Genomic DNA, 21,512 nt, shown 5'->3' on the forward strand with positions numbered 1-21,512 from the left:
CTTCAGACATACCGGTTGACCAATGATTCCAGATATTCCTGACGACCCGAGCGCGGCTGTGGATCGAAGCCGGCTACCAGCGCCCGATCGGCGAGATCGGCGAGCGAACGCTGACCGGCGAGAATTGCGCGACCCTCCGCCTCAGCCCATCCGGCGTAACGCTCCGCGACCGGCTTCGTCAGCGCCTCAGCATCGAGCATGTCGGCCGCTGCGAGGAACGCCCGCGCGCAGGCATCCATGGAGCCGACATGGGCATGCATCAGGTCGTCCGGGTCTATGGATTGACGCCTGATCTTGGCGTCGAAATTGAGACCGCCGGTCGTGAAACCGCCACGGCGCAGGATTTCATGAAACACCAGCGCCAGCTCCGGCACGTTCATCGCGAACTGGTCGGTGTCCCAGCCGAGCAGGTCGTCGCCTCGGTTGATGTCGAGCGAGCCGAACACGCCGAGTGCCCCGGCAAGTGCGACCTCGTGCTGGAACGAGTGGCCGGCAAGGATGGCGTGGTTCTGCTCGATGTTGAGCTTGACGTCCTTCAGCAAGTCGTAGCGCTGAAGGAAGCCGTAGCAGGTGGCGACGTCGAAATCATATTGATGCTTGGTCGGCTCCTTCGGCTTGGGCTCGATCAGGATCGGTCCCTTGAACCCTATTCTGTGCTTGTGCTCGACGACGAGCGAGACGAAGCGGCCGAGCTGATCGAGTTCGCGCTGAATGTCGGTGTTGAGCAGCGTCTCATAGCCTTCCCGTCCACCCCAGAGCACATAGTTCTGACCGCCGAGCCGATGCGTCACCTCAAGCGCGGCGCGGACCTGGCCGGCGGCATAGGTGAAGATGTCCGGATCCGGATTGGTCGCCGCGCCCGCCATGTAGCGACGATGTGTGAACAGATTCGCCGTGCCCCAGAGCAGCCGCACTTTGCTCGATGCCATCTTTTGTTCGAAGAGATCGGCGATGGCGTTGAGGTTGGCAACGGACTCTGCCAGCGAGGCGCCTTCCGGCGCGGCGTCGACATCGTGGAAGGTGAAGAAAGGCACATCGAGCAGGCGGAACAGCTCGAAGGCGACGTCGGCCTTGGCGCGCGCCATTGCCATCGCATCCGCGCCATGATGCCAGGGCCTCATGAACGTCTCGCCCCCGAAAGGATCGCCGCCGGGCCAGCAGAACGAGTGCCAGTAGCAGACGGCGAAACGCAGGTGGTCCTCGAGCCGCTGCCCGTGAACGATGCGATTCTTATTGTACCAGCGGAAGGCGAGCGGGCTTTTGGCGTCCTTGCCGCCATAGGCGATCGGCGCACTCGCCCCGAAGAATTTGGGTGACACGTTCACAGGGAGGACTCCTTCAACGCAGGATATAGTTTTCGCCACTGGTGATAGGCTTCATCGTAAGCCGCTTCGGCAGACGCACGCGGCGTGAAGCTCGCAAGCCGCCGCGGACGCGTGCAGACCTGGGCAGGGTTTTCGCCTGTTGCGGCAAGCCGGCCGAGTCGTGCCGCGCCAAGCGCTGCACCGACCTCACCCTCCTCGACGCGGTGGACGGAAATGCCGAGCACATCGGCGCAGATCTGGGCCCACAGCGCCGAGCGCGATCCGCCACCGACGAGATCGACTTCAGTGATCGCCGGACTGGCATCGCCGAGCGCCGCAAGATTGTCGCGCGCGGCGAAGGCCACGCCTTCGAGCACGGCCTGAACGATTTGATCGCGCCCTGTCGCACCACGCAAGCCGACGAACGCGCCGCTGGCAGCAGCGTCGTTGTGTGGCGTGCGCTCGCCATCGAGATAGGGAAGGAACTTGACCGGGCTCGGTCCGCGGACGGTCTCGCCGAGCGGCGCCAGCAACGCGGCGGCAGGCGTCGCCATGACGCCCGAAAGCCAGGCGAGCGAAGCGGCCGCCGCCAGCATCACGCCCATCTGGTGCCAGAGACCCGGAAGCGCATGACAGAAGGCGTGCAGAGCCGACGCGGGCGCTGGCGCAAAACTGTCGGTGACACGAAACGCGACGCCTGAAGTTCCCAGCGACAGGAACGCATCGCCGGGCGTGATGGCGCCGAGCCCGATCGCGCTTGCGGCACAGTCTCCCGCACCGCCGGCAACCACGACATCTTTCGCCATGCCCCAGCGCTTCGAAAATTCGGGAGCGAGTACCGCGCTGATCTCGCTGCCTTCGACCAGGCGCGGCATGTGGTGAAGATCGAGCCCGGTGGCATGCAGCAGCAACGCGGACCAGCGGCGCTGACCGACATCGAGCCAGAGCGTTCCGGCGGCGTCCGACATGTCCTCGACCATCTCGCCGGTCAAGCGGTAGCGCACGTAGGCCTTTGGCAGCAGCACTTTTGCCACCCGCTCGAAAATCTCAGGCTCGTGGCGGGTCACCCAGAGCAGCTTTGGCGCGGTGAAGCCTGGCATCGCGAGATTGCCGGCGATGGTGTGGAGCGAAGGACAGCGCCCCTCGAGCGTCTCGCATTCGGCAAGGGACCGGCCGTCATTCCACAGGATGGCCGGACGCAGCGGACGCCCGTCCTCGCCGAGCAAGGTAGCGCCGTGCATCTGGCCGGAGAGACCGATGCCACGCACCTGCGCGACGTCGCGCGGATGAGCGGACGCGAGATCGTCGACGGCGCCGATCGCCGCATCAACCCAGGCGTCCGGATCCTGCTCGGACCACAGCGGTGCGGGATGTGAGAGCGCAAGCTCGCGCGCGGCTGTCGCGACGATTGCGCCAGCCTCGTTCAAGAGCACCGCCTTCACACCGGACGTGCCGATGTCGATCCCGAGATACACGTCGTTGTCCTCCCTTCCGGCCCGCTCGGCGATCTTTGTCGCCTTCCCAACATCGGGCCGTCTTGTAAATCAGTTCTGCAGGCTACGGCAGATTGTCCCGCATCACGATGTCGATCCGGATCTTCTCCTGTTCACTCAGGATCGGCTCGCCGCGGGCGAGCGCGAGCAGCACGCGCACGGCGGCGCGGGCCTCATGTCCCGGGTTTTGCGAGATCGCTGCATCCATCGCGCCTTGCAACAAGAGCTTGCGCGTCAGCACGGTGACGTCGTGTCCGACGAACACTACCTGCTTCTCGCGGCCGGAATCGATCAAAGCCTTGGCAACGCCCTGCGTGCCGGCGCCGACATTGTAGAGACCGACGATGTCAGGATGTCTGCCGAGCAGCCGCGACATGAGCTGTTCCGAGCGCTCGTCCTCGTCGCGCCCTTCGAGCACAGGCAGCACGTTGAGCCCAGGAAACTCCGACGCCATCACCTGATTGAAGCCGAAGATGCGCTCGGCATGGTCGCGCAGGCCTTGCGAGCCGGCGACGATCGCGACCTTGCCGGATCGCGGACCAACGAGGCGGCCGACCAGCGCGCCCGCGGTGCGCCCGGCGGCGATATTGTCGATGCCAACATAGTAATGACGGCGCGACGACGGCACATCGGAAACCAGCGTCACCACCTTGGCGCCACCATCGACGAGATCGTTGATGGCGGCCCGCACGCTCGGATGATCCAGCGCGACGACCGCGACGCCGTCATACTCGCCGGCAAGAGCCTCCAGCGAGCTAGCGAGAACGGAGGCGTCGAACACGTCAGTCGCGACCATCTCGACCGCGAGGCGGCGGGCCGACAGCCAGCCCGACATCTCGCCGAGATAGGACTGGATCTGCTGCATGAACAGGTTCGGCCCCGACGGCATCACGAAGGCGAAGCGCCGGGCACGGCCACGGGCGAGCTCGGCGCCGGCCACATGCGGCTGGAAGGAGTTGCGCGCGATTGTCTCCTTGACGCGGCGGATCGTGTCCGGCCGCACGCCGGGGCGATTGTGCAGGACGCGATCGACCGTCGCGAGGCTGACGCCAGCCTGGCGGGCGATGTCCCTGAGCGTGAGAGGGCTGGTGGCGTCCGGCTCCTTCATGGGCTGAAGGCTAACAGAGGTTATTTGAGGTACGCAACTCATTTTGAGGGGCACGACCCACGCAGACCTGGCAGCGGGGAGCTACTCGAACTCCCGAGGCAAGCCGCTGGGCGAATTGCAGCACGGCGCGAATTGCGCGCACGCGCATCATTTCGACTGATTGTCCGATTTGTTCGCCGTTATGCTCTATTCTACGATAAGGGCGTAACAAACCTGCCCGTGTAGGTTCTGCGCGAAACCCACTATTTTGGGAGCCCTGTTTTCGTACCGGAGGGCAGCGTAACTCCGGACTTCACCTCTTGGTAGTCCGCCAAAAGCCGCCGTTCATACGCGATCTACTCACGCGCGCTGCCCTGCTCCTGTTGACGCCGGGTTTGAGTTCGCGGGTTACGGTCGCCCCGAGGCTGCATGCGGTGCCATCCGCGGGTGTCGTCAGTTGTCGTTCCCCCGTCATCATCGCCCTGCAAATTTCGGCGGACGCTTGGCGTTGAAGGCTTCGACGCCTTCCTTGAAGTCCTCCGATTGACGCAGCCGGCTGTAGCAATGGCCCTCGAGCTCGATGGCAATCGCGAGCGTCGAATCTTCCGTATCGTTCAGGAGCTTCTTCGCCGTGCGCTGCGCCAGCGGCGAGAAGGTGCGGAGCTCGTCAACGAGCTTGTCTGTCGCCCTCTCCAGCTCGCCGTCCGGCACACATTCGGTCGCAATCCCCCACTCCAGCGCCTGCTTCGCCGAAATGCGCCGGGAGCGCATCACAATGTCCTTGGTGCGAGTGATGCCGACCATCTTCTGCAAGCGGGCCGAGCCGCCAGAACCCGGGATCTGTCCGAGCTTCTGTTCCGGCAAGGCATACTGCGTGGTCTCCGAGGCGACGCGGAAGTCGCAGGCGAGCGACAGCTCGAAGCCGACGCCGAAGCAATAGCCGCGATTGGCCACGATCACCGGCTTGGCGCAACGCGCGGGCGCTGCGATGTTCCAGGCGAGTTTTGACACATGCTCGGGGCTCGCTTCCATAAAACCGCCGATATTGCCGCCACTGGAGAAATGCTCGCCTTCCGCCCGCAGCACAATGATGCGGACGCGCGGATCCTCGTCGAGCGCCTCAAATGTCAGTCGGAGCTGGTCGCGTTGCGGCATCGAGACGACGTTATAGGGCGGCCGGCCAAGAACGATGTCGGCGCGTTCACGCGCCTCGTCGATCTCGACCTTGAATCCGTCGAGCTTGGCGAGACGAGGATCGGCAAAGGTGTAGGGTGACGACATATCTTGCTTCCTTCTGTTACGTCGTGTGATCAGGCCGCGTCCGAGGGCGGCAGGCGCTCGGCTTCATATTCGCCGGCGACGAGCAGACGCCGCAGCAGCTTCCCGACCGGCGATTTGGGAATGGCGTCTACGAACACGTAGCGGCGCGGACGCTTGAAGTTGGCAAGGCCGGAGGCGCGGCAGAACTGTTCAAGCTCCGCCTCCGATACCGTCCGGTTGCGCTTGACAAAGGCAGCGACGATCTTGCCCCATTTCTCGTCGGCGAGACCGACCACCGCGACTTCCGAAACCGCGGGATGCAGGGAGAGGCAGCTTTCGATCTCCACCGGCGAGACGTTCTCGCCGCCGGTGATGATCATGTCGTCGACGCGGCCGGTGACGAAGAGATCGCCGTCGGAATCGATGAACCCGGTGTCGCCCGTAAAGTACCAGCCCTCGCGCAACGCCTTGGCATCCGCTTCGGGTCGTCGCCAATAGCCTTCGAACGCCTCGTCGCCGGCGAGCGAGGCGATGATCTCGCCCTCCTCTCCCGGCGCAGCCAGTTCATCCGCCGAGCGGGCGTTGATGCGAACCACCTTGATGTGCTGGTTGATGCCGGCCTTGCCGGCCGAGCCGGGTTTGGCCGACGCATTCTGGTCGATCGTGAAGGTATAGATCTCGGAGCTGCCGTAATGATTGACGAACAGCTCCGGGTTGAACACGTCGACCAGCTTCTTGAGCAATCCATCCGTCATCGAGGCGCCGGCAAAGCCCAGCTTTCGGACACTCGATATGTCGGTGGCAGCAAACGCCTCGTGATGAACGAGATCGTGGTAGAGCGTCGGCACCAGATACAGATTGCTGATCTTCTCACGCTCGATCAGGGCCAGCGCTTCGCGGGTGTCGTAGCGCGGCAGGCAGATGAAGGCGCCGCCGATCAGGGACATGGCGAGCAGAGAGCGGACGCCCATGGTGTGATAGAGAGGCATCGCGCCGAGCGTTCGCTCGCCACGACCGTAGAGGTTTTGCGTAACATGCGCGACGGCCGCTGCCCGCTCGGCGCGATGGCGGCGCGGTACACCCTTTGGCCGCGATGTCGTGCCCGAGGTGTAGAGCATGATCGACCACGCATCGGCGCCGGCCTGGGGCAAGGCGTCGGGCGTGCTGCCTTCCACCATCTCCGCGAAGGCCAGATCGCCGTCGACGTTCATGCCAACCGCAATGCGCAGCAGGCTGGCGGCGCGCGCGGAATTTCTCACGGCATTGGTGGAGACATCCTGATAGAACACGGCATGGGCTCCGGCATTGTCGATGCAGAAATCGAGCTCGTCGGCCTTGGCGCGCCAGTTGATGGGGGTGATGACGAGCCCTGCGAGCTGGCAAGCCCAATGCAGCGTCGCGGCTTCCCAGCGGTTTTGCAGCACGGTGACGACATGGTCGCCGGGCCTCAGCCCGATTCGATCGAACGACGCCACAAGCGACGAAATCTTGCCGTACCACTGGCGGTACGTGAGGCGGACATCGCCATCGACCAGTGCAAGCGCATCCGGATCGCGCGCAACGCTTGCGACAAAACTGCTGCCAAGATCAAGCATCGGACTTCTCTTCGGTAGTAGCGGCAAGCTCGGCGGCCGCTTCCAGGGCAGCCTTGATGATCGGGGTGTATCCTGTGCAGCGGCAAAGATGGCCACTGAGGAGATCGCGGATATCGGCTTCGCGTGGCGAGGGATTCCTGCGCAGATAGTGATCGAGCGACATCAGAATGCCGGCCGTGCAGAACCCGCATTGCAGGGCGTGGTTGCGGCGGAATGCCTGCTGCAGGATGCCAAGCCGGTCGGGTGACGGAGCGAGACCCTCGACGGTTTGCACTTCGCAGCCATCGACCTGCGCGGCCAGCGTCAGGCAGGAACGCGTGAGCATGCCGTCGACGATGACCGTGCAAGCGCCGCAAACGCCGTGCTCACAGCCGACATGGGTTCCGGTCGCACCGATCCGGTGGCGCAGGAAATCGGACAGCAGCATGCGCGGCTCGGCTTCGGCTTCAACGGGCGTGTCGTTGAGGCTGAGGCGAACCGGATAACGGCTGTGGGCGGCAAGACGCGTCATTGCAGCACCTCGCCGATCAGATCGCGTCCGATGATCCGCACCAGATCGCGCCGATAGCGCGCGGTCGCGTGCACGTCGTCGCGCGCGTCAAGCTCGTGGGCAAAACCGTTCAGCGCATCGTCGAGCGCGCTGCCGTCCAGGCATGGCCAGTCCCGCGCCATTGGCACATCGGCGACGCCGCCGACGGTAAGACGGACGCCGGTCGGCGTTGCCACAGCCGCGCAGGCCACGATGGCGAAATCGCCGTGACGGCGGGCGACCTCGCGGAATGCACACCGGCCACCGTTATGAGCCGGAAACGATACGGCTTCGATCAGTTCATCCTCGGCGCGCGCGGTGGCCATCATCCCGACAAAGAACTCGCTTGCGGAAACGCGGCGACGCCGTCTCGTGCTGCGCAGATGCACCTCGCCGCCGAGCGCGACCAGCAGAAGCGGCAGCTCGGCGCTGGGGTCGGCGTGCGCCAGCGAGCCGCAGATGGTGCCGCGGCTGCGCGTCTGGACGTGGCCGACCCAGGGCAGAGCCAGCGCAAGCAGCGGCAGCGTCCGTGTCAGTTCGGGCCAGGCGAGCAACGTGGCCTGCCGTACGCCGGCGCCGATCGTCACAGCGCCCGCCCGGTCCTCGATACGGCTGAGCTCCGTCAGCCGCATGATGTCGATCAGGACCTTTGGCCGGGCAAGGCGCATGTTGAGCATCGCCATCAGCGACTGGCCGCCGGCCAGCACACGGGCGTTGCCGCCCTCTTTCGAGAGTCCCTCAAGCACTTCATCGACGGCCTCGGCCCGGATATAGTCGAAGGCGGCGGGCTTCATTGTCGCCCTCCGAACAAGTTCGCGAGCCTGCGGAGCAGCGCAAACAGAGAGAAGCCGCCAGCAGGCGCGCCGCCGGCCTGGTGCGCAAGGGCCGCAAAGAACTGTCCGATGATCACGCGCGTGGCGCCGTCGAGCAGACGGCCGCCGATGCTGGCAACCTTGCCTCCGATAGCCGCGTCATAGCTGTAGTGCAGCTTTGTGCCGCCTTTGCCATCGGGCGCGAGCGTGATCCGTCCCTCGGCGTCACCGAAACCGAGGGCACCCTCCGCTTTGCCGCGCAGCGTGACGGCATTAGGCGGGTCGAGGTCGAACAGCTGGGCATCGGCGCGATAGCGTCCGGTCACCGGACCGATGCCGAGCGTCACGTCGGCGCGGAAATGCGTGTCGGAGACCTTGTCGACGCGCTGGCATCCGGGGATCACCGCCTGCAATGTCGTGACATCGAGCAGCATCGCCCATACCTGATCCGGCGCAGCATTGACCGATGCGCTGCCCTCGCCGTGCAGGCGGCGGTCTCCTTCGCGCGCGGGCTTGGCGCTCGATCGGCCCGCGGGCGGCTCTGGCTCCGGTCCGCGTGTCAGACCGGCGAGCTTGGCCGGCACCAGCGGCAGCGTGACATCCTCAAGGCCCAGCGCATCGGCCACGGCATTGGCAATGCACACCGGCGTCGACATACAATTGCCTTCGCCGACGCCTTTTGCTCCCAGCGGGGTGAAAGGCGACGGCGTCTCCATGTGAATGATCTGCGGCTCGGGGACTTCGGTCGTCGTCGGCAACAGGTAGTCGGCAAACGTGCCGGTCAGGAAGCTGCCGTCGGCGGCATAGGCGTATTCCTCATAAAGCGCCGCCCCGAGCGCCTGGGCGAAGCCGCCGCGGATTTGCCCGTTCACCATGGCCGGATGCAGGATGGTGCCGCAATCATGCATAGTGACGTAGCGATCGATGCGGGTTTCGAACGTAGTCCGGTCGACCTCGACGCCGCAGAAATCGAAGATGAAGCCGTGACAAAGCGATGAGTTGATGCGGTCTTCATCATCGGGGGCGGTCAGCTCCGGCGGCGTCCAGAACACAGTCTCGCGGATGGTCTGGCCGGCATCGTCGGGCAATGAGCCCGGCGACCAGTGGCCCAACGCCGCAACGCGCGAGAAGGCGACGCGGTTCTCCGGATTGCGCTTTGAGACGACGAAGCCGCCGGCGAACACGATATCCACCGGCTCGACATTCAGCTGGCTCGCCGCGACGCGCGCAAGGCGATGCGCGATGCGTTCAGCCGCCAGCTTAGCGCTGCCGGCCACGGCGGCCGCAAATCGGCTCGCGTAATTTCCGGAAGCGATCGACCAGGCATCCTTGGCGGTATCGATCTCGGTGTTGACCCGGACATCCTGCGGCTTGAGGCCGAACACGTCTGCAACCACCTGCGACAGGACAGTGCGATGGCCCTGCCCTTGCGGCACCGATGCGACATGAACGGTGACGCCGCCAACCGGATCGAGCGCGACGGTGGCTGTCGCCTGCGCGCCGTTCTTCGGCCCCGCCTTGCGGCGCTCCGCTGCGGTAAGCACCGTCGTGATGTAGCCCATGTTGGAGACGCTGGGCTCGACCACCGCGGTGAAGCCGATGCCGTAGAGACTGCCTTGCGCGCGCGCCTCTTCGCGCCGCGCCATGAGCTCCGCGAGCTTCCCCTGCTCGACGGCCTTGGCGATCGCTTCCTGGTAGTTGCCGGAATCCAGCAGCGCACCGGTCGCCGTGCGATAGGGAAAGGCGCCCGCCGGAACGAGATTGCGCCTGATAACCTCGAGCGGATCAAGGTCCAGGCCAATCGCGATGCGCTGCATCAGGCGCTCGAGCGCGAAATAGACTTGCGGTCCGCCGAAGCCGCGATTGAGTCCGGTCGGTGTCTTGTTGGTGACGACGACGCGGTTGCGCACCCTGACGTGACGGATGTCGTAAGCGCCGGTCAAATTGCCGTGCATACGATAAAGCGTTGCCGGTTCAGGCGCGCGCAAATGAGCGCCGCAATCCTCGACCTGGTCCCAATCGAGCGCGAGGACCCTGCCGTCGGCAGCGACGGCGGCCGACAATTTCGTGGCGCGGTTGGTGGCCGAGACCGAGGCGGTCAGATGCTCGAGTCGGTCCTCGATCCATTTCACCGGACGTCCGGCCGCGCGCGAAGCCGCGCCGATCAACACGATGTAGGGAAACACGCCCTGCTTCACGCCGAAGCTGCCGCCGGAATCCGGCGGGGTGCGCAGCCGCAGCCGGTTGCCCGGCACCTTCAGTGCACGCGAGATGACCGTGTGGATGCTGAACGGACCCTGGAAATTGGCGAGAACGTCGAAGGCATCCTCCGCGGCCTCGTAGGAGGCGATCACGCCGTAGGTTTCGATTGGCGTGCAGGAATTGCGGGGATAGCGGATATCGATCGAGAAGCGATGCGCGGCTTCGGCAAACGCCTGCTCCGGATTGCCGTAGGAAAAGCTGCGGTCGCTCGCGAGATTGCCGGGAAAGCCGTCGTGCAGAACCGGTGCATCGGCCGCGAGCGCAGCAAGCGGATCAATCACGGCGGCGCGCGGCTGATAATTGACGTCGATCAGGTCGGCGGCATCTTCCGCCCGGGCACGATCGGTCGCGACGACGACGGCGACGGGCTCGCCGACATAGCGAACGCGCTCAGTCGCGATCGGCCAGCACTCCACCGGCGCCTTTACGCCGACCACGAGGCTTGAGGTCATCGCCTTGACCTGCTCCCCCGTGAGAACGGCTGCGACGTCCGGTGCTCGACGTGCCGCCTCCGCGTCGATCGAAACGATATCGGCGTGAGCATGGGGAGATCGGAGGATCGCAGCGTGCAGCGTGCCCGGCGGCGTACCGAGATCGTCGATGAAGCGCCCGCGGCCAGTCAGGAGTGCCGCATCCTCGACGCGCTCGATCGAGCGGCCGACCCAGGGCCGGCGTTCCACGTCGACAGATGCGGATCGAGCCGCAGGCTGCGCCATTTACGACATTCCTCCCGATCGCGCTCTGCGACGCCACGTGGAGCAGATGTAGTAATGCTGGCAAGCCGGGCCATACCGTCCGCTCTCACGACTTACCAGATCGTCTCATTTGGAGCTGCGTCCGACTGATCAGCTGGCAAGGCGCGAGACGTTGCGGAACTCGCGAGGGCTCACGCCAGCGTGATCGCGAAAGAAGCGGGTGAAATGCGCCGGCTCCGGAAAGCCGAAGCGTTCACTGAGTTCGCCAAAGGGCACATCCTGGTGCATCACCGCATCCAGCGCCCGCTCCATGCGCATCACGTTCAGGTAGATCTTGGGCGACACACCGAGCGACGACTCGAACAGACGGAAGAACTGTGCTCGTGATAGACCAGCGTCCTTTGCGAACTGGTCGACAGTAGCGCATGGTCCCTCCCGGGTTCGCATCGCTTCGGTAATGCGCCTGATCCGCCAGTCGCAGCTCTTCGCATTCATGCCGCGGATCGAATTCGGAAAGCAGCGCCATGGCGTGAAACGCTCGATCACCGCGATCATCAGCTCCGAGAGCGCTTGTTCATGGACACGGGTACAATCCGGATATTCCACCAGCTCGGCGGCCAGCCGGAGGGTGAGCTGACGGATCCGCGGCGAGACTTCACCCGAAGGCTGCTCGAAAAAGCCGGGTGCACCGCTGGCGGCCCAGCCGGGACGAAACTCCTTCAGCCAATGCGGCTCGACGTAAAGCGCGAGAATGAGCGTCCGCGGCCGTGCCGGATCGTGAACATAGGCGTGCGGCGTCCAGGCATCGACCAGCACAGCGTTGGTATCCGTGAGCGGATATGTTCTGTCCCCGACCATGAATTGCGTGTCGGCGCCTTCGACCTTTAAGAGGACGTGGCACTGCGGGTGGGCATGCCGCACCAGCGAGCGATCCATGTCCAGGAGCGCAACCCTGCCGAAGGCGCCGTGGGCGATGCGCAGAGCTGTCGACATATTGGTCCTCCCCTTCACAAGCTGCTTCGTTTCAGTGCAAGACGCGCGCCTCACTCCGAGGATGGTATCGCGTGCCGCGATGCCAGCGCACGCTCACGCAATTGCGTCAGTGTGGCGGAAGGTGTGATGGCCTCCGCGTCGATCTTCAGTTCGAGGAGGGCCGGCTTGCGCCGCTCCTTCGCAAAAGCCCTTGCCCGGGCAAAGGCCGCAGCAAATCTCTCGGTTTCCAGGACCTGCTCGCCATAGCCGCCGAAGGAACGGGCCAACGCGACAAAATCCGGATTCTCGAGCGCCGTCGCATGAACGTGCCCCGGATATTCCTTCTCCTGGTGCATGCGGATCGACCCGTACATGCCGTTGTTGACGACAATGACGATCACGCCGAGTCCATATTGGGCTGCAGTCGCAAGCTCGTTGCAGCTCATCAGGAAACAGCCATCGCCGGCAAAGCAGACCGCGGTGCGGTCAGGGTGAACCAGTTTGGCCGCGATCGCCGCGGGCAGGCCATAGCCCATCGCTCCTGACGTCGGCGCAAGCTGCGTTCGGAAACCGCCAAAGCGGTGGAACTTGTGGACCCAGATCGCGTAATTGCCTGCCCCGTTCGAGATGATGGCATCTTCCGGAAGGGTTTCGCGCAAGTGAAGCATCACCGCGCCGAGATCGACCGGGCCCGGCATGGACCCTGGGATCTGGTCGGCGACGAATTCCTCGCGCGCCGTTGCGAGCCACGCCCTACGCCGTGCTTCCGTCTCGACTTTGTATCGTTCCGAAGGCCGTAACCCGGCCAGCGCCGCAGCCATCTCGGGCATGCCCGCGTTGATCGAAAGATCGGCCTGATAGATGCGGCCAAGCTCGTTCGGATCGGCATGCACATGCACAAAGCGCTGAGCCGGCCGAGGAATTTCAAACAAGGTGTAGCCCGACGTCGTGGTCTCACCGAGGCGTCCGCCCAGGGCGATGATCAGGTCGGCACCGCGAACGCATTCGATCAGCTTTGCGCTTGGGCCAAGGCCGGCGTGGCCGACATAATGCGAATGCCGGTTGTCGAGAATGTCCTGCCGGCGGAAGCCCGCGGCGACCGGCAGGCTGAAAGTTTCCACGAAGCGCTTGAGGTCTGCACAGGCACACGCATTCCAGCCGCCGCCACCGACGATCACCATCGGTCGCTCGGCGCCGTCGATCATCTCGACCAGACTGGACAGCTGAGCGGGGCCAGGATGCGCTGCTACCCGCACGTAGGGGCCGGCATTCGCGACCGTGGCTCGCTCGGTCAGCATGTCCTCCGGCAGCGAGACCACGACCGGCCCGGGGCGCCCCGAGGCCGCAACATGGAAGGCGCGGCTGACCAATTCAGGGATGCGCTCGGCGCGATCGATCTCGACAACCCATTTGGCCATGCCGCCGAACATTCGTTGGAAGTCGATCTCCTGCCACGCTTCGCGCCCCAGCATGCCGCGAGCGACCTGGCCGATGAACAGGATCATTGGCGTGGAATCCTGCGATGCGGTGTGAACGCCGATTGCGGCATGGCTTGCGCCCGGCCCTCGCGTGACAAGGCAGATTCCGGGATGCCCGGTCAGCTTTCCATAGGCTTCCGCCATGTGCGCCGCGCCCGCTTCGTGCCGGGTGACGATGGTCCGGATCGCGCCCGCCGCGCCGGCGAGCGCATCGATCACGGCCAAAAAGCTTTCCCCGGGAAGGCAGAACACCGTGTCCACGCCGTGAACCTTCAGCGTATCCACGAGGATCTCGCCGCCACTGCGCTGGCTTGAAGTCATCAACATCGGCAGCTCTTCGGCTCAAGATGCATGGCTGGTCGAACGGATTCGATCCCGGTGGCTAGAGCGCTCCTTGAAGCGCACGTGAGAGCGCGGCTTGGGGATTCTCCTGCAGCGCCGATGCGAGATCGACCTGCTCCTCCCCTTTGACATGGATGCGCTTGAAATCGAGCTCCGGCGCGTCGACCGGCACGGTCGCATCGAGCCCCATCTTGGCGCTGATGCCGTCCCTGGTGGTCGGATCGAGCTTGGAGCCGAGCGCGCCGGAAACGACCAATAGATCGCGATCAGCCTGGAAACGCGTCGCTATTGCCCATTCGATTTCCTCGGAATTGCCGATGTCGACGTCCTTGTCGACGACGACAACCTGCTTGATGTCGTAATGGGCGCCGAACGCGCACATGATGATGTTCTTCGGCTCGCCATCGGATGTCTTGTCGATCTTGACGGCGAGATGGTAACGGCAGGTGCCGCCGCGCGGCAGACGCACATCGAGCACGTTCGGAAAGCTGCGTCGCAAATGCTGCAGCAGCGTCGCCTCGCGCGGCACGGCGCCGAGGATGAGGTGCTCATAGCCGCCGCCGACAATAGTGTGGTAGATCGGCCGCGCGCGGTGGGTGATCGCGTCGACCTCGATCACCTCGCGGTTTGCCCGCGGCCCGTAGTACTGGGGAAATTCACCGAACGGCCCTTCCGGCTCGCGCACGCGGGGGAGAATTCGCCCTTCGATCACGATCTCCGCCTGGGCGGGGACACGGACGGAATTGGTCTTGCACTTCACCACGTCGATGGGGTGACCGAGCAGCGCGCCGGCAATTCCCATCTCGTCCTCATCGAGCGCGGCAATCGCCTGCGACGCCAGAAGCAGGGCCGGATGGACCCCAATGACGATTGCGATCTCGAGCGCCTCGCCATCCTCCTCGGCCATGCGGAAGTAAGACAGCGTGTGCCTGGGCAACAACAAGACGCCGATCCGGTTCGGACCGCTGATCTGGCAGCGATGGATCGATACGTTCTGAATGCCGTTGCGCGGATTGCGGGCGATCAGCAGGCCTGCCGTGATATAGGGCCCGCTGTCGCGCTCGTTGTGCTTCGGGATCGGCAACTGCCTGAGAAGATCGACCTCGTTGTGAACGATTTCCTGAACCGGACCGCTGCTCACCTCGCGGCTTGGCAGCGCCTCGCGCGCCGCAGCGAAGAACCGCGCCAGCAATTGCTCTGCGCCGACACCGATGGATTCGGCGACCCAGTCCCGCGCCGTGAACAGATTGGCGACCACCGGGATGTCGTGCCCGCCGGGCTTTGGAAACAGCACTGCGCGGTCGCACTCAAGGCGCTTCGAAACGGCGGCAAGCTCATCGGCGAGCTCCACGCCCTCGCGGGCGACGGCGAGCTTGCCACGCTCGGCAAGGTGCGCGAGCCAGGAGCGCAAATCCTTTGGCGCGTCCGCTGCGGCGGCTCTGGCCAGGTTTTCGGTCCGCATGGTGCGATCCTTTCCGTGGTCTTCTGCAGGCATTCAGGGAGCGATTTTTCGCAGCGAACGGCGCTTTAGCGCCTCGTCCTCGCCCCAGCGACGCACGACGCCGATGTCGATATCGAACAGATCGAGCACGCGTCCGACGGTGTGCTCGACCATGTCCTCCAGGCTATCGGGCTTGGCGTAGAACGCCGGCACGGGAGGCGCGATGATCGCGCCGATCTCCGAGAGCGCAGTCATGGTGCGCAGGTGCCCGGTGTGCAGCGGTGTCTCGCGCACCATCAGCACCAGCCGGCGTCTCTCCTTGAGGACGACATCGGCAGCCCGTGTCAGCAGGGTGGTCGTGACGCCGGATGCAATTTCCGACATTGACCGCATTGAACAGGGCGCGACGATCATGCCCGCCGTGCGAAAGGAGCCGCTGGAGATCGAGGCGGCCATGTCGTCGATGGCATGGTTGAAATTGGCGAGCGCTCTCACTTCCGAGATCTTGAGGTCCGTCTCATAGGCAAAGGTCTGCTCGGCCGTCTTGGACATCACGAGGTGGGTCTCGATGCCGGCATTGCGAAGCAACTGCAGCAGCCGCACACCGTAGGCGACCCCCGAGGCGCCGGAGATACCGATGATCAGCCGCGTCGGCGCTCGATCCTGCATGACGTCTCGCCTTCGCTCCCTGTTTCGCGATACCGGTGACGCCGGGCGTCAGCGACGCGAAAAGATTGTTGCTTGGTCTGCACGGCGCCCGGTCCCGAGCCGCCCGCGTGCCAGTTGTTTGAAGGAAGAGTAAAGGCAGGCTTGTATCAGAACAAATAATGATTGATGATACGTTCGATCATCTGAAGTGATGCCGCCCAGCAACTTCTCGCACAGGTCCGGCGCGTCGCCACTACAGGAGAGGAACGCCGATGGAATTCAGGCAGATCCAGTATTTCCTTTGCCTAGCGGAAGAAAAGAGCGTCACGCGCGCCGCCCGGCAGCTCAATATCGTGCAGCCGGCGCTCAGCATGCAGATCGCCAAGCTCGAGGCCGAGCTGGGTCAAAGGCTGTTCGAGCGCAGCGTTCACGGCATGACGCTGACGGTCGCCGGCGAGGCATTCTCCCGCCTCGTCTCTCCAATCGCGCGCGATGTCGAATATGCCAAGCAGGAAATGGCGCGGCTGAACGGCCGCATCTCGGGCCGGGTGTCGGCCGGACTGATCACCTCGGTGGCACAAAGCACCATGGCGAGTTCGTCCGCAACCGTGGCGCATCTCTATCCGGAGATCACGCTCTCGGTCTGCGAAGGGTACACCGAAACACTGACCGACTGGGTGAATTCCGGACAGCTCGACTTTGCGCTGATCAACGTGCCGCGCCGGCGCGTTTCACTGTCGGCGCATCATGTCATGGACGAGGAAATGGTATTCGCTTGCCGAAAGGATGCGCCGATCAAACCGCCGGCGAACCTGCGGTTCGGGCACTTGGCCGAGTTCGACCTGGTCATGCCGTCCAAGCGGCACGGCTTGCGCATGATTCTGGAGGAGCACGCCGCCGCAGTAGGCATCGAACTGAAGCCCCGACTCGAGCTCGACACCCTTCCCGCTCTCTGCGATGTGATTGCGACTACTGACCTTGTGACGGTATTGCCGACGATCGCGCTGCAGCAGTCGCTGGCAGATGGCAGGGTGAAGGCGCATCGCTTTGCCGAGCCGCGGATTGTCCGATCGATCGCGTGGGTCCACCATCCGCGCCGGACGGTATCCGCCGCTGCGCGGGCCGTACTCGATATCATTCGCCACGATCTGGTCGAGGCCGCGACATCGGCGAGCAACTACGTGCAGCCGGTTTTGGGAACGGTCGCGCCGCGCCGAAAATCGCGGCGCACAGGATCGCGATCGGCGCATTCCTGATGCATCATTGAAAGCTATCGCATTCATCATCAGTAGTTATTTGCGGAGATGACACATCGCGCCATATGAGAGAGCCCTGCGCAGATAGGGGCAGTTCTCATGACAGGCGATCTTCGCTTCTCCTCACAGCGCGCGCACGGCTGGGGCCCCGGCAGCGGATCGAGTCCGGAAGCTCGTCTGCGCCAACGCCTGCCAACGCTTGACGACGTCGAGCACCAGGCGCGCCGCCGCATTCCGCGCTTCGCCTTCGACTTTCTCGAAGGCGGCACGGGAGGCGATCTGAACACGCGGCGCAATCGAGAAGCGCTGGACGCTGTAGAGCTGGTGCCGCGCTACAGCAGTCCGGCTCCCGTGCAAACGGAGATTGAGCTGTTCGGCGTCCGTTGCGCCGCGCCGATCGGCATTTCTCCTGTCGGGGTCGATGGCATCGTCTGGCCCGGCGCCACACGCATGCTCGCAAGCGCCGCCGGCAAGGCACGAATTCCCTATATTGCCGGCACGCTGGCCACCGCCGAGATCGAAGAGGTCGCCGAGCTTGCCGGTCCCTATGCCTGGTTTCAGCTCTACGGATTGCCGGCCGACGATCACGCCGTCACCTTCGATCTGATCAAGCGGGCCGGCGGGTCGGGCGTGCGCGTGCTGGCCGCGACACTGGATGCGCCGGTACGCTCCAAGCGGCCCCGCGACCTGCGCAACGGCCTGGTGGTCCCGTTCCGTCCCACGCCAAAGACCATCCTGGATGTAGCCCTGTCGCCGGCGTGGCTGCTGGCGCTCGCCACAGCGGGGACTCCGGCCTTTCGCAACGTGGAACGCTATGTCGAAAAGCCGGCGACGCTGGCGAATACAGCCGGCTTTGTACAGAGCCAGATCAAGGGCACGTTTTCGTGGGAGACCGTAAGGCGGATGCGGGACGCCTGGCCGGGCGCGCTGGTCGTGAAAGGCGTCATGCATCCTGACGACGCCGAGCAGGCCATCTCACTGGGAGTGGACGGCATCCTCGTTTCCAACCATGGCGGTCGGCAGTTCGATGCGGCGCCCGCCGCGATCGATGTCCTGCCCGCCATCGTTGCACGCGTCGGCAGCCGGGCCACGATCCTGTTCGATAGCGGCATCCGCTCGGGCCTCGATATAGCGCGCGCCGTTGCACTCGGCGCCCGCGGCACATTTGCCGGCCGCGCCCTCCTTCTCGGCCTCGGTGCGCTCGGCGAGCGAGGCGCAGCCTATGTGGCCGAACTTCTGAAGGAAGAGCTGGAAACCGCCATGGGGCAACTTGGCGCGCATTCTCTCGACGCGCTGACCCAGCTGACATGTCGCCATCAGCGCGCTTTCGATTTTTGCCTGACGGTGCGAGACGCCGCCGGCGACGGTCGTTGAGCGGCCCGCGCGCTCTTTTTGAGACGCTTTGGTAAGTCGCGAGACTCGACGGAATCGAGAAGCGTCAGTTCCTTGCCCAGAATTGGGCCTAAGGGCGCCCAAGTGCGCCAAGAGGAAACGTTCGGGTACAGATCGAGCGAGCCGCATTGACGGATGTCCGAGTGGTTGCGGCCTGCCAGATGACCCCACCCCTTTGAGGACGCCAATGCTATTCCGCTCCACCGCCTTTGCTCTCTGCACATTGTCTGCTCTCGTCATGCAGGGCCTCTCGGCAGTTGCAAACGATTATCCCTCCCGCCCGATCACGTTGGTGGTGCCTTTTCCGGCTGGCGGCGCAAGTGACGCCGTCACCCGTATCCTCGCGGAGAAACTGGGAGAGGCTCTCCGCGGCACGATTGTGGTTGAAAACAAGGGAGGCGCCGGTGGCAACGTCGGCACGCACAGCGTGGCGAGGGCCGCTCCGGACGGTTACACGCTGCTGCTGAGCTCTTCAGGTCCACTCGCGGTCAATAAGACACTCACGGCAGATCTTCCCTATGACCCTGAGATCGCTTTCGAGCCCATCTCCTTGGTTTCGACGATGCCTAATGTTCTGGTTGTCAATCCGAACAAGATTCCGGCATCCAATGTGCAAGAGTTCATCGACATTGCGAAAGCCAGCCGAGAGCAGATCTCATATTCGTCGATCGGCAATGGAAGCTCGCAACATCTTGCCGGTGTGCTGTTCGAGCGCCGGACCGGAACGCGTTTGCTCCATGTCCCCTACCGCGGCGCCGGCCAACTAACCGTCGACCTCGTTTCGGGCGACGTGCCGGCCAGCTTTCAGCTTATACCCAACGTCGCGAGCCAGCTGCAGGCCGGTCAGATCAAGCCGCTTGCCGTAACCAGCAAGCAGCGCAGCAAGGTACTTCCGAACGTCCCTACCATGACGGAAGCGGGAATTTCGGATATGGAATCCTTTGCATGGTTCGGTCTGCTCGCTCCGAAAGGAACGCCAAAACCTATTGTAGATCGGCTCCACAGCGAAGTGGTCAAGATCATGTCCGATCCGGCGGTGCAGAAGCGGATGATCGATATCGGAGCCGATCCGGTCCACACGAGCCAAGCTGAGTTCAAGGCCTTGATCTCGTCGGAAGTGATCAAGTGGCGAAACCTCATCAAGGAAGCCGGCATTTCCAGCAACTGACCGGATTCGTTAGGATGGCCGCGATTGCAGCGCTTCGCACAGCTGAACGAAGAGAACTTGCGGCGATCACGCCGCCGGCTCGCCGCTGACAAAAAGCTCCGGACCACGCCTTCGATGCGTGGAAGCGCAGGTGCGACGAGGGAGGGAGTCACACGCAATCACCGACACGACGAACCGCTGTTTGTGGTGGCGTGAGCGTTTGGCATTGGTGGCTCGCCCAACTGAATGTAGAGCCCTGAAGGAGTACGATTTTTGCCTATGTAGACGGCAAGAAACTGGAGTTTTTAGACCCGGTTGCGGCTCGGCCAACTCGACAACGCTCCGCTCGATGCATTGAGCAGCTCGGGGAAATTTTCGCCAACAAGATCCCGGTGAAACGTCTGTGAAAGCGCGCTTTAGGTACGAAGTCTCAGATCAAGCGCTTCTTTCAGTTCATCGACAGTGACTTCGGGAATCGATTTGTGGATTCTTGCAATTATTGGCTTTTCCCCGTCTCTCAAGATCGCGACGACGGTTTCCACATCGGGACATCCTGGCTCTCGACAGGTCAACTCGCTAACCGAAATAGTCACGTCATTCGACAAGCCCAACAGCTTCTGCGTCTGAAGCTTTAATTCCTGAACTGCCTGAGGATAGCCGATTCTTTGGACCCGCCGCCCCATAGGTAAGGCAATCTTTGGCATGCTTTTGGCGTCCGAATGGATTTGCGAGGGCTGTCAGCCTCAGCATGGCAACGGACAAACTCCGCTGCCATGCTGCAAGCTTGGTGCATCACCCGTGCCTTCAATCAGTGATTTGAGCCCCGACACTGCTCAAAGCCTGCCTTCAAGACGTCCTCCGGCAAATCGCGCCCGATGAAGACCAGGCGGCTTGTTCTCGGCTCATCGGGTTTCCAGGGGCGTTGATGGTCTCCTTCGAGCAACATGTGCACTCCCTGAATAACAAAGCGATCGGGATCATCCTGGAACTGGATGATGCCCTTCAGCCGCAGAATATCGGTCCCAAACTGACGAACGGTCTCCTGCATCCAGGGGAAAAATTTCTCAGGAATGAGAGGTGTCTGCGTCGTCAATGACAGGCTCTTTACGTGACTGTCGTGCTCATGATCGTGAACTTCACTGAGAAAGCCAGGCTCGAATTCAAGAACCCTGTTGAGATCGAACGCATTCCGATCCAAGACTTTTGCGAGGTCAAGCGCGCAACGTTCGGTGCGATGGATCATCGCATAGGGATTAATTGAACGAATCCTTGCCTCGACGAGCTTAAGGTCCGCCTCCGAGACCAGATCGGTCTTGTTGAGCAAGACAACGTCGGCGAATGCGATCTGCTCTTGCGCTTCGTGCGCCTGGTCGATTTCTCCGAGGAGGTGCTTTGCGTCGATGACCGTGACGATGGCATCAAGTTTCGTGTTGCGACGAACGTCGTCATCTACAAGAAAGGTTTGCGCCACGGGCGCCGGATCGGCAAGCCCGGTGGTCTCCACGATGATCCCGTCAAACTTGCCGCGCCGCTTCATGAGTCCATCGAGAATCCGGATTAGATCACCTCTCACCGTGCAGCAGATGCACCCGTTGTTCATTTCGAATATTTCTTCGTCCGCATTGACGATCAGATCATTGTCAATTCCGACCTCGCCAAACTCGTTCACAATCACCGCATAACGCTTACCGTGGGTCTCGGTCAGGATACGGTTCAGCAAAGTCGTCTTCCCTGCGCCGAGGTACCCGGTGAGGACGGTGACCGGTGTTTGTGAAATCACATTGTTCATGCTTGGCCCT

The 21,512-nt window shown here is 63.4% G+C and carries 17 protein-coding genes; 3 read left to right on the forward strand and 14 right to left on the reverse strand.

Annotation, left to right across the window (positions count from 1 at the left end):
• Nucleotides 1-2: 2 nt before the first annotated feature.
• The 12 genes from xylA to YUO_RS0112280 all read right to left on the reverse strand — a co-directional run bounded on the left by xylA (nucleotide 3) and on the right by YUO_RS0112280 (nucleotide 15,939).
• Nucleotides 3-1,325 (reverse strand): xylose isomerase, encoded by a 1,323-nt coding sequence (gene xylA / locus YUO_RS0112225; protein WP_028347516.1) that lies wholly within the window; start codon nucleotides 1,323-1,325, stop codon nucleotides 3-5.
• Entirely contained in the window at nucleotides 1,322-2,779 is a 1,458-nt protein-coding gene (xylB, locus tag YUO_RS0112230; RefSeq protein ID WP_028347517.1) for a xylulokinase, read from the reverse strand. The genes xylA and xylB overlap by 4 nt, the downstream gene beginning before the upstream one ends.
• 82 nt (nucleotides 2,780-2,861) lie before the next feature.
• On the reverse strand, nucleotides 2,862-3,905 hold the full coding sequence (locus YUO_RS0112235) for a LacI family DNA-binding transcriptional regulator (protein WP_028347518.1): 1,044 nt from the start codon (nucleotides 3,903-3,905) through the stop codon (nucleotides 2,862-2,864).
• Between the two features lie 453 nt (nucleotides 3,906-4,358).
• Nucleotides 4,359-5,165: an enoyl-CoA hydratase/isomerase family protein gene (locus YUO_RS0112240; RefSeq protein WP_028347519.1), complete on the reverse strand. Its 807-nt coding sequence runs from the start codon at nucleotides 5,163-5,165 to the stop codon at nucleotides 4,359-4,361.
• A 29-nt stretch (nucleotides 5,166-5,194) separates the two neighbouring features.
• The gene (locus YUO_RS0112245) at nucleotides 5,195-6,739 is read right to left on the reverse strand and encodes an AMP-binding protein (RefSeq protein WP_028347520.1); all 1,545 of its coding nucleotides are present in this window, start codon (nucleotides 6,737-6,739) and stop codon (nucleotides 5,195-5,197) included.
• Nucleotides 6,732-7,250, reverse strand: a complete 519-nt coding sequence (locus YUO_RS0112250; protein ID WP_028347521.1) for a (2Fe-2S)-binding protein — start codon at nucleotides 7,248-7,250, stop codon at nucleotides 6,732-6,734. The genes YUO_RS0112245 and YUO_RS0112250 overlap by 8 nt, the downstream gene beginning before the upstream one ends.
• Nucleotides 7,247-8,062 carry an FAD binding domain-containing protein gene (locus YUO_RS0112255; protein WP_028347522.1) on the reverse strand — a complete coding sequence of 272 codons (816 nt, stop codon included), beginning with the start codon at nucleotides 8,060-8,062 and terminating at the stop codon, nucleotides 7,247-7,249. The genes YUO_RS0112250 and YUO_RS0112255 overlap by 4 nt, the downstream gene beginning before the upstream one ends.
• The gene (locus YUO_RS0112260) at nucleotides 8,059-11,058 is read right to left on the reverse strand and encodes a xanthine dehydrogenase family protein molybdopterin-binding subunit (protein ID WP_028347523.1); all 3,000 of its coding nucleotides are present in this window, start codon (nucleotides 11,056-11,058) and stop codon (nucleotides 8,059-8,061) included. The genes YUO_RS0112255 and YUO_RS0112260 overlap by 4 nt, the downstream gene beginning before the upstream one ends.
• Nucleotides 11,059-11,187: 129 nt before the next feature.
• Nucleotides 11,188-12,030, reverse strand: coding sequence for an AraC family transcriptional regulator (locus YUO_RS0112265; protein ID WP_028347524.1), 843 nt, complete (start codon nucleotides 12,028-12,030; stop codon nucleotides 11,188-11,190).
• Nucleotides 12,031-12,080: 50 nt separating this feature from the next.
• Nucleotides 12,081-13,808 carry a thiamine pyrophosphate-binding protein gene (locus tag YUO_RS0112270; protein WP_028347525.1) on the reverse strand — a complete coding sequence of 576 codons (1,728 nt, stop codon included), beginning with the start codon at nucleotides 13,806-13,808 and terminating at the stop codon, nucleotides 12,081-12,083.
• Between the two features lie 61 nt (nucleotides 13,809-13,869).
• A complete protein-coding gene (locus YUO_RS0112275; RefSeq protein WP_028347526.1) occupies nucleotides 13,870-15,291 on the reverse strand; it encodes a UbiD family decarboxylase in 1,422 nt (473 codons plus the stop codon).
• Nucleotides 15,292-15,324: 33 nt separating this feature from the next.
• Nucleotides 15,325-15,939 (reverse strand): UbiX family flavin prenyltransferase, encoded by a 615-nt coding sequence (locus YUO_RS0112280; protein WP_028347527.1) that lies wholly within the window; start codon nucleotides 15,937-15,939, stop codon nucleotides 15,325-15,327.
• Between the two features lie 251 nt (nucleotides 15,940-16,190).
• On the opposite strand from YUO_RS0112280, the gene YUO_RS0112285 reads away from it, so the two are divergent.
• The 3 genes from YUO_RS0112285 (at nucleotide 16,191) to YUO_RS40550 (ending at nucleotide 19,734) form a co-directional block, all read left to right on the forward strand.
• Nucleotides 16,191-17,174, forward strand: a complete 984-nt coding sequence (locus YUO_RS0112285; RefSeq protein ID WP_028347528.1) for a LysR family transcriptional regulator — start codon at nucleotides 16,191-16,193, stop codon at nucleotides 17,172-17,174.
• A gap of 99 nt (nucleotides 17,175-17,273) precedes the next feature.
• Nucleotides 17,274-18,548: an alpha-hydroxy acid oxidase gene (locus YUO_RS40545; protein ID WP_051379393.1), complete on the forward strand. Its 1,275-nt coding sequence runs from the start codon at nucleotides 17,274-17,276 to the stop codon at nucleotides 18,546-18,548.
• A 205-nt stretch (nucleotides 18,549-18,753) separates the two neighbouring features.
• Nucleotides 18,754-19,734, forward strand: coding sequence for a Bug family tripartite tricarboxylate transporter substrate binding protein (locus YUO_RS40550; RefSeq protein WP_035726608.1), 981 nt, complete (start codon nucleotides 18,754-18,756; stop codon nucleotides 19,732-19,734).
• Nucleotides 19,735-20,129: 395 nt separating this feature from the next.
• On the opposite strand, the gene YUO_RS0112300 is transcribed toward YUO_RS40550, so the two are convergent.
• Both YUO_RS0112300 and YUO_RS0112305 read right to left on the reverse strand, forming a co-directional pair.
• Nucleotides 20,130-20,417, reverse strand: coding sequence for a nitrate reductase (locus YUO_RS0112300; RefSeq protein ID WP_156908600.1), 288 nt, complete (start codon nucleotides 20,415-20,417; stop codon nucleotides 20,130-20,132).
• 104 nt (nucleotides 20,418-20,521) lie between these two features.
• A complete protein-coding gene (locus YUO_RS0112305; RefSeq protein ID WP_028347530.1) occupies nucleotides 20,522-21,502 on the reverse strand; it encodes a CobW family GTP-binding protein in 981 nt (326 codons plus the stop codon).
• Nucleotides 21,503-21,512 lie beyond the last annotated feature (10 nt).

It is taken from the genome of Bradyrhizobium murdochi (genome assembly GCF_000472965.1).
Classification (GTDB): Bacteria; Pseudomonadota; Alphaproteobacteria; order Rhizobiales; family Xanthobacteraceae; genus Bradyrhizobium; species Bradyrhizobium murdochi.